General features: G+C 33.1%; 7 protein-coding genes and 3 tRNA genes. All 10 read right to left on the reverse strand.

Annotated elements, in window-relative coordinates:
• Nucleotides 1-54: 54 nt before the first annotated feature.
• Nucleotides 55-249 carry a hypothetical protein gene (locus tag NK213_RS17735; RefSeq protein ID WP_253351688.1) on the reverse strand — a complete coding sequence of 65 codons (195 nt, stop codon included), beginning with the start codon at nucleotides 247-249 and terminating at the stop codon, nucleotides 55-57.
• Nucleotides 224-3,511, reverse strand: a complete 3,288-nt coding sequence (locus NK213_RS17740) for an autotransporter domain-containing protein (RefSeq protein WP_253351690.1) — start codon at nucleotides 3,509-3,511, stop codon at nucleotides 224-226. Before NK213_RS17740 ends, NK213_RS17735 begins: the two co-directional genes overlap by 26 nt.
• Nucleotides 3,512-3,809: 298 nt before the next feature.
• On the reverse strand, nucleotides 3,810-4,805 hold the full coding sequence (nrdF, locus tag NK213_RS17745) for a class 1b ribonucleoside-diphosphate reductase subunit beta (protein ID WP_253351692.1): 996 nt from the start codon (nucleotides 4,803-4,805) through the stop codon (nucleotides 3,810-3,812).
• Nucleotides 4,806-4,827: 22 nt separating this feature from the next.
• Nucleotides 4,828-6,918: a class 1b ribonucleoside-diphosphate reductase subunit alpha gene (gene nrdE / locus NK213_RS17750; RefSeq protein ID WP_253351694.1), complete on the reverse strand. Its 2,091-nt coding sequence runs from the start codon at nucleotides 6,916-6,918 to the stop codon at nucleotides 4,828-4,830.
• Nucleotides 6,915-7,283, reverse strand: a complete 369-nt coding sequence (gene nrdI, locus NK213_RS17755; RefSeq protein ID WP_253351696.1) for a class Ib ribonucleoside-diphosphate reductase assembly flavoprotein NrdI — start codon at nucleotides 7,281-7,283, stop codon at nucleotides 6,915-6,917. Before nrdI ends, nrdE begins: the two co-directional genes overlap by 4 nt.
• 74 nt (nucleotides 7,284-7,357) lie before the next feature.
• Nucleotides 7,358-7,597, reverse strand: a complete 240-nt coding sequence (locus tag NK213_RS17760; protein ID WP_253351698.1) for a thioredoxin domain-containing protein — start codon at nucleotides 7,595-7,597, stop codon at nucleotides 7,358-7,360.
• A 686-nt stretch (nucleotides 7,598-8,283) separates the two neighbouring features.
• Nucleotides 8,284-8,640: a YbaB/EbfC family nucleoid-associated protein gene (locus NK213_RS17765; RefSeq protein WP_012862207.1), complete on the reverse strand. Its 357-nt coding sequence runs from the start codon at nucleotides 8,638-8,640 to the stop codon at nucleotides 8,284-8,286.
• A gap of 59 nt (nucleotides 8,641-8,699) precedes the next feature.
• A tRNA-Tyr gene (locus NK213_RS17770) sits at nucleotides 8,700-8,784 on the reverse strand.
• A 12-nt stretch (nucleotides 8,785-8,796) separates the two neighbouring features.
• Nucleotides 8,797-8,872: transfer RNA gene (locus NK213_RS17775), tRNA-Thr, on the reverse strand.
• A 16-nt stretch (nucleotides 8,873-8,888) separates the two neighbouring features.
• Nucleotides 8,889-8,965 (reverse strand) — tRNA-Asp (locus NK213_RS17780).

Genomic DNA, 8,965 nt, shown 5'->3' on the forward strand with positions numbered 1-8,965 from the left:
TTTCAAAACACCTCTTTCTTTTTTTATTATATCATTGTTTAGATTTTGGTGTTCCTACTTTACTATAGCACTACAATTCAGATCATTTCTTCCTGTCTCTCTTGAATCTACTGATACTGCATCATTAAATCCTGATAGTCTTATATCTCTGTTTTCATAGGGATCGGCTACTTCATATGAATATCTTATTCCCGGTATTATCTTAAAATCCGATGTTGCATTTCTAAACAGCGATATTTCCGACTCCAAGCCCACCTCCGGTCTCACTGAATAATGCATCTGCCGAATCCACATTCAGATTATAGCCAATACCTTTTTCACTGTATCCGTCCTGCGATAAATAGTCTAAACTTATTCCCAGCATTGGTTTTAAGTTTATTCTGTCTGTTATATCATATGTATATTTTAATTCTGTCCTCCCATTCACTGACCATGAATCAAAGTCTCCTTTTACTTCTTTATTTGAATTATCATATGTTATTTTTCTTTTTGTATCTGTTGACGAAATGTTATACCCTAAAGTGCTAGTCCATACTAACTTATCTGTTATTTCCTGTTCCAATGCTCCTTTTACTGTCCATGTATTTGTGCTTTGGTTTGATTCTCCGCTGTCTTTGTAATCTATATCTGAATCAAGATATCCTACAAAACCTCCTATTGATGTACTTTCTCCCACTTTTTTCATTATCCCTGCTGTAAATCCGTAACTGTCTTCATCAAATCCAAGAGCATTTTCCTTTGTATCTGCCTTTGTCTTTCCTCCAAGAAAATTCAGATACAGCCCGTGATCTACATTCGATTTTCTGTCCAGTAATTCAAATATTCCGTCTTCAAGCATTTTGTTCTGCTCAAACTGCTGATATGCAAGATTTGCTGTAAGACTTGCTCCTGTTATTTCCTGTTCTGCTGTTTTGGCTTTTGCCTCTGATGTTACATTTTTCTTTAAAGAATTATACAACTTGTTTTGTTCTGAATTATTTTCTGAACCTAAGTAATTTTTTTCCAGCACATTACCAAGCTCTCCTTTAAATACATCTCCGAAATTTTTTCTTTCTAATATTATACTGTAGTCGTCTGTTTTCTGCTGCATAGACGCTGTAAAGAGATAAGAATCTGATACTACATTTCCTGCTCCCGTTACATTATGCACATTTATACTGTCAAATACATAGCTGTTCTCAGAGGAATCTGTTGTTCCTTCAGCATTCACATACATATCTCCTTCGAGATTCAGTGTAGCCGCCTCTATTCCTCCTGTATCAGTATCAAGTACGAATTTCCCATTATCTTCTACAGTAAAGTTTCCTGAACTTACTATAGTTCCTGCATTTATCAATGTAGAAGTAGCATCCAGATCATAAGCTTTTCCTCCTGAATTAGTATTACTATCAGGATTCGAAAAGTCAGTATTTGCCTGAGTTATAGGATCATTTCCGTTAAGAATAATCTGTGAGTCCTGCCCTATTCTTACTATACTGTTATTTTCTGCTTTTATTCCTGTAGCATTGTTCCCATCTATTTGTATAACTCCGTTATTTGTAAAATCACTATTTGATACATATACTCCGGTTTTATTATCACCTGTCAAATGTATAGTCCCATTATTTATTATTTCTGAATTACCTCCGGAAGCAGAATATATTCCATAATTACCTGTATTTTGTATTAATCCGTTATTTACAACTTCACCGTCACTGCTGATAGATACATATATCCCATAATCTCCTTTATTTGCAATTATCCCTGTTTCAGTATTTTCAAATAATACAGTTTTCTTATTTGATGCTAATACCTGTACACCATACTTCCCATTGTTTTTAACTAATCCAGAATTTAGACTTTCGCTATTTTCATTCAATGCTTGTGTTACCATCCCATAAGATCCATTATTTATTATTTCTCCGGAATTCATCGTATATCCATCATTTCCAATCATTCCATAATTACCGCCATTTTCGATTATACCCTTATTTTCTATATTAGACTTTGATGCATCAATACCATAATTTCCACTATTCGAGATAACACCTCTCTCTTCATTTATAAAAGTCCCTCCCATTGTTACATATACAGCCTTATCAGCCCCTTCGATTCTCCCATTATTTCTCGCATATCCGCCTTGGCTTGCATATATTCCATATGACCCCCATGCTGAAATAATACCTGATTCTTCATTTATAAAAGTTGCCCCTTCTCCTATTGCAACTGCAGTATTAGATCTACTTTTGATTTCCCCGTAATTATACCCGGAACTATTTTCAGTAATATACATACTATACATATCTCCAGCTCGAATATGACCTGATTCTTCATTTATAATCACAGAAGAATCTTCAGCATACATACCATAACTAGTGACTGCAATATCTCCTTTATTTTCTGCTATTGCTGCAGAGGTTGTATAGATTCCATACTTAGAATTTGATATTGTTCCTAAATTTACCCCGTTAGCAGAATTCTCTAAATATATTCCATAACTACCTGAATTATCTATTATTCCTGTTTCTTCATTTACCAAATTTGAGCCTTCGCCATTCACATATATACCGTAATCACCTTTATTAATAATTGTTCCTCTATTTATCCCGCTTCCGCCGTTTATTATGTACATACCATTCTGTCCGGTGTTCTTTATTATTCCTGAATTTAGTATATTACTGCCTGTTCCGTCAACTGACATTCCATTGTTTCCAGTATTGCTTATTTCTCCAGATTCACTATTTACTGCATTTCCACCGTCTTTTACGTATACACCATACATACCGCCGTTTGATACCACCCCATTATTTGTACCTACACTTTTATTTTCAGAAATATACATACCATATTCTCCGGTATTATTTATCAGCCCGTTATTTGTCATCATTCCGCCAGAATATAAGTATACCCCTCCTCTATTCCCAGTTATTGTACCATTATTTATAAAACCGGCATTTTCTGATATTTCTGCTGAAAATTTCATTGTATCGCTGTCTGTATAGTTTGACTCTATATTATATTTGTTCATCACATTTGTATTCCTGTCAACTGCCCATAATCCGATGTTATCTTCTGCGATTATGTTTTCTGATACTTCATAATCAAGTTTATCTCCGGAAATTTCCTTTTCAGCTTTAACTATTCCATTTTCTTTAATTACAGCTATAGAGATATCTGAGTCATCCCCGCCGTCATCAGGAACGTTAGAATCATCCGAGTCATCTCCACCATCATCAGGAACGTTAGAATCATCCGAGTCATCTCCTCCGTCATCAGGAACATTAGAATCATCCGAGTCATCTCCTCCGTCATCAGGAACATTAGAATCATCCGAGTCATCTCCGCCATTTATTGGAACATCTGAATTATTATTACTGCTGCTGCCAGTGTTTTTATCTGACTTTTTATACTGTGTACCTAAAATTAAAAACTCACTATTGTCAGTATCCCTTGTCTCTTTAGATATCGATAAAGAATTAACCGCTAATAATAAAAATATATAATTCATTACTTTTCTAGATTTTATTTTCATTAGATAAATACTCCTATTTATAGATTTATTTTATTTACTATATGTTTTATATTTTATACTAAACGATTATAAAATTTCAAGTCAATTACATAAAAAACAATTTAATAAAAATAAATTTTTAATTTACAAGTTACACTTATGTTACCATTTTTGAATGAATCTATTTATATTTCTATAAATAGTAAAATATCTTTTAATCATTAAAATTTTAATTAAATAATTTGATTTTCTCACATAAATTTAAAAGTAAAGCAATCAAAAAAAGACTGGTTTACAACCAGCCTGTTTTTCATTATTTTTATATATCTAAATCAGTTTCTACACCAAAATCAAAATCATCATCATGTAAATGTACTATTTCTAATGCTTTTTCATAATTTGTAGATTTTTTAGAGAAAAAATCATGTTGTGTAGTCTCTACATTAAGACCGTTTAATACTATCGGGTTTACTTCCTTTATCTCGAATTCTTCCCCGAATCCCAGATTCATCAGTGCTTTGTTGGCATTATATCTGATATACTCTTTTACATCTCCTGATAATCCTATTTCTGTATAAACTTCGTCAGTATACTTTAGTTCATTTTCGTATAACATATACATAAGATCTTTCAGATTTTTCTCTATTCTTTTTTGATCTTCGGGACTAAATTTTTTAAAAAATTCCTGTGCGAGAAGTCCTACGAATACTCCGTGTATTGACTCATCTGCTATTATTTTCTTGATTATATCACAGCTTGCTACCATCTGTCCCTGCCCTGCCAGCCACAGAGGAAGAAAAAATCCGCTGTAGAATAAGAATGTTTCAAGCAGAACTGATGAACTCAGTGCCATAAATATTTCCTCATCAGTAGCATCTTTTTTATCCAGCTTTCTGTAGTAGGAATCTATTGTTCTTGCCTTAAACTGCAAATATTCATTTTCCTGTACCCAGTTAAATATTTCATTTATTTCAGGAGTCGTTGCCACTGTTGTAAATATTGTTGAATACGATTTCGCATGAATAGTTTCCATCATACACATATAAGACAGCACAGATTTATTCTGAAGCGAATCTATATGATCTATCACTTTCGGCATTCCTGTGTGACTCTGTAATGTGTCAAGCAGTGTAAGACCGCCGAGTGCTTTCTTATATGCCTCTCTCATTTCCTGTTCCAGTGAATTCCATGAATCTATATCCTTTGAAGGAATATATTCAGTATCTATCCAGAATTGTTTCAGGTTCTGCTCCCAAAACATCTCTACATAATCATTTTCCGGTGTGTTCCAGTTAACCGCAGTGTATTTTTCCATATTTATTTCCACCTTTCTCTTTCTAAACCGCGCATGATACGCATTCATCTATTGTAGCTTTTCTTGTTCTCGTGTAATACAGTGATTTAAGCCCCATTTTATGGGCATATACATAATACTTAGCCAGATCTCTTGTATTATCACTGCTGTTCGTATATAAAATTGTCGATATCCCCTGATCAACGTGTCTTTGAATGACAGAAATCAGTTTTATAAGACTTTTTTGATCCATGTCATATGCTGACTTATAAAAGAAATAATTATCATTTGTCAGATACGGCATAGGATAAAATGTAGTACTGTCTCCGTATTCTCTTACTTCTATAGTATCCACTATCGGCATTACCGAAGCTGTAGAGCTTAGTATATAAGAAGTTGACTGATTTGGTGCTATTGCCATTCTGTATGCGTGATACATACCGTTTTTCATAACCTGACCTTTCAGAGTTTCCCAATCTTCTTTTGTAGGAATGTGAATTCCCTCAAAAAGTTCTTTTACCTGCTCTGTTTTAGGCATATATTCATGCTCTGTATATTTATCAAAATAAGTTCCTTTCGCATATTCTGATTTTTCAAAATCTTTGAAGCTTTCATTTCTGTCTCTTGCTATTTCCATTGATTTTTCTATTGAATAATAGTTTACTGTCATAAAGAATACATTGCAGAAATCCAGTGCTTCTCTGCTTTCATACATTATAAAATTTTTCGCGAAAAAACCGTGGAGATTCATTGCTCCCAATCCTACACTGTGAAGCTCTTCATTTGCCTTTTTTATAGAAGGAACCATATCTATATTTGTAAGGTCAGAAACCATTGTAAGGGATTCCATTGCTGTTTTTACAGCTTCCTTTATTCTTTTATTTTCCATTACAGTTACTATATTTAATGAACCAAGATTACATGAGATTCCTCTTCTTATTGTATCTTCTTCATAATATGTTCCCATATCCGAAACTTCTGATAACTGCATTATTTCTGTACAAAGGTTCGAAAACTTTACCTCTCCTATATCTTTTAGTGCATGTTCTTTATTTGCATTATCTTTGAAGAATAAATAAGGATATCCGCTTTCTTTTTGCGTCTGTGCTATTTTCACCAGAAGATGTCTTGCGTTTAGCTTTTTCTTTTTTACATTGGGATTATCCACCAGCTCTTCGTACATCTCGTTCATATCCATGTCATCAAGATATTTGCCGTATTCCTGAAATACCGTATGAGCCTGAAATACATAATAAGGATCATCTTTTTCAGCAAGTTCCATAAATTTGTCAGGAATAATAACTCCTATTGACAATGATTTTATTCTCACTTTTTCATCTACGTTTATCTTTTTACAATCAAGAAATTCCTCTATATCAGAGTGAAATACATTCAGATATACAGCACCTGCTCCCGCTCTCTGCCCAAGCTGGTTTGCGTATGAAAAAATATCTTCAAGAATTTTCATTATAGGAAGTACACCGCTTGCTCTGCCTTCTACTCCTTTGATAGATTCTCCCCTTCCTCTGAGCTTCGACAGATTAAGCGCCACTCCTCCGCCTATTGACGAAAGTTTCATGGCAGAATCAATAGCATAACCTATTCCGTTCAAATTATCGCCGATTTCATCCAAAAAGCATGATACCAGTTCCCCTGATCTTTTCTTTCCGGAATTCAGGAATGTCGGTGTAGCAGGCTGGTATTCCTGGTTTATCAGCATCTCTGCATATTCCAGCGCCTGTGTAAGACTGCCCTGTCCAAGGTATAATGAGATAACTGCTATTCTGTCCTCATATCTTTCCAAAAACTTTTCTCCTGAATCATCTCTGAGTGCATAACTCTGGTAAAACTTAAACGCACTCATAAATGACGGAAATCTGAATTTTTTATTATATACCAAAGTAAACACTTTTTGTATTTCCTCAAAAGTATACATTTTGTAAAAATCAATATAATAATCATTTTCTATTAAATAATCAATCTTTTCTTTCAAAGTATAAAAAAATACAGTATTTTTATTTACATAATCAAGAAAGTATGATTTTACTGCTTCCTTATCCTTATCCAGCTGAAACTCGTCATCTTTTTTTATCATTATCTCATTATTGAGAAATATCCATTTTTTTGCTATCATCCTATTTCCTCCACTTTTCTTATAAATGTTTCTACTTCTGAATTCAGTCCTGCCAGTTCAAACTTTAGTATGACAGGAACATCATAATGTTCCGATATTTTATCTGCTGCCAAAGCATACAGTTTTCCCCAGTTCATATTACCGCTTGATGACACACTTAAAATTTTACTGTTATTTTTTAAAAGAAATTTTTCCGTTGTCTTTGGTACTTCGCCGAAATTAGTAGTAAACGTCACCAGGTGTCCTTTATTTTCAGCAACAGTTTCTTCATCTATCTTAACAAAAATCCAGTTTTTCAAAGTTCTCATTTTATTTATAAATCTTTCTACATTACCTGTTTTAGAGTCATAATATATATATTTCATATAAGAGACCTCGCTTTCCATAGATAATAAAAGGCGACAAGGTCAGATACAATATCTTTTGCCACCTGTTATATTTATAAAGAATCCATAATTTCCTGTAATTCTTCCGGTTTAAATCCAACTGTTCTTTTCAATTCCTGATCATGCTCAAATAATATTACTGTGGGAACTGATCTTATTTTATGTTTTACAGCCAGTTCGGGATTATTGAACGGATTCACTTTTTCGTACTCAACACCGCTTTTATCTAATAAATCTGACACCATTGCACATGGATTACAGTCATTTTTTTCAAATTTCACTATTTTTTTCATATATGTCTTCCCTCCAAAAAACACTATATCTAGTGTTTTGTTATATTTATTAATCTACATGTAGTATACAGATTATTTATAAAAAATTCAAACTATATTTTCATTTTATTTGTATATACTAATCAATGTTGTTATTTAGGCATTGATTTTACTGATTTCTTAGAATATATATATTTTTTATATTTGTATATTTAAGTTTATTTATCAAAAAGTATAAATCATAAAAATAAAGCCCTTGAATATATTGGTAAAATACACATTTTTTCATAAAATAACAAGTAAAACTTATGATAAAAGCAATTTTTTTTATTTATTATAAATATATCACCCTGCCGCTGAGATTATAACCTCATTTTGAAGCGTTAATTTGCTTTTTCAGAGCTTTTTTCATCTTCATCTGACCCACATCAGTCGAACAAGCTTTCTTTTCTTTAGAAATGGATTTTACAGATATTTTAAAAAATATATATTCGTCAGATATATAAAGTACATTATAGTCAGAAACTATAGAAAAAATAAAAGGACCGAATCCTATATAATGTAGAATTCAGTCCTTACAAAATTTTTAAAATAACCATCTGATTTTTTGATCATTTCACAATATTCATTTTTCATATCTTTACTTCTAATTCACTTTTTGGATAATAAAAAAAACACCATAAGGTGTCATTTTATATTATCAATCTTTAGAATAAACCTGGAATATTAACTCCGCCTGTTACTAGCTCCATCTCTTTTTCTGCAAGCTCTTCGGCTTTTTCTAATACTTCATTTACTGCATTTATGATCATGTCCGCTACTATAGACGCATCTTCATCTTCTACAGCATCTTTTAATATATCTAATGATAAATTCATTTCTAAAATTTGCTTTTGACCATTTGCCTTTATAGTTACAGCTCCACCGCCTACTGATGTTTCTACTGTTTTATCTTTTAGCTCTTCTTGTATTTTTAACATTTCCTGCTGCATTTGCTGAGCTTGTCTAATAATATCTTGCTGTCCGCCTTGTGATGCCCCTGGTTTTTTTATTTTTCTAACCATTGTTTAATAAGCCTCCTCAGAATTATAACTATATATTTTTAAAATTTATTAAAAAAAAATGGTGGTGAGAGAAGGATTCGAACCTTCGAAGGCGTAGCCGTCAGATTTACAGTCTGATCCCTTTGGCCGCTCGGGAACCTCACCGGATTTTTTAAATGGTGCCGCTTGTCGGATTCGAACCAACCACCTGCTGATTACAAGTCAGCTGCTCTACCAAATGAGCTAAAGCGGCACAATTATTTAATTGTTGGCGGGAGTGACGGGGCTCGAACCCGCGACCTCTGGCGTGACAGGCCAGCGCTCTAACCAGCTGAGCTACACCCCC

The sequence above is a fragment of the Sebaldella sp. S0638 genome (assembly GCF_024158605.1).
Taxonomy (GTDB): domain Bacteria; phylum Fusobacteriota; class Fusobacteriia; order Fusobacteriales; family Leptotrichiaceae; genus Sebaldella.

Coding starts and splice junctions, on each gene's coding strand:
- nrdE (WP_253351694.1), bottom strand. CDS start 6,918: ATGATAGCAAAAAAATGGATATTTCTCAATAATGAGATAATGATAAAA.
- nrdF (WP_253351692.1), bottom strand. CDS start 4,805: ATGGAAAAATACACTGCGGTTAACTGGAACACACCGGAAAATGATTAT.
- NK213_RS17740 (WP_253351690.1), bottom strand. CDS start 3,511: ATGAAAATAAAATCTAGAAAAGTAATGAATTATATATTTTTATTATTA.
- NK213_RS17760 (WP_253351698.1), bottom strand. CDS start 7,597: ATGAAAAAAATAGTGAAATTTGAAAAAAATGACTGTAATCCATGTGCA.
- NK213_RS17765 (WP_012862207.1), bottom strand. CDS start 8,640: ATGGTTAGAAAAATAAAAAAACCAGGGGCATCACAAGGCGGACAGCAA.
- nrdI (WP_253351696.1), bottom strand. CDS start 7,283: ATGAAATATATATATTATGACTCTAAAACAGGTAATGTAGAAAGATTT.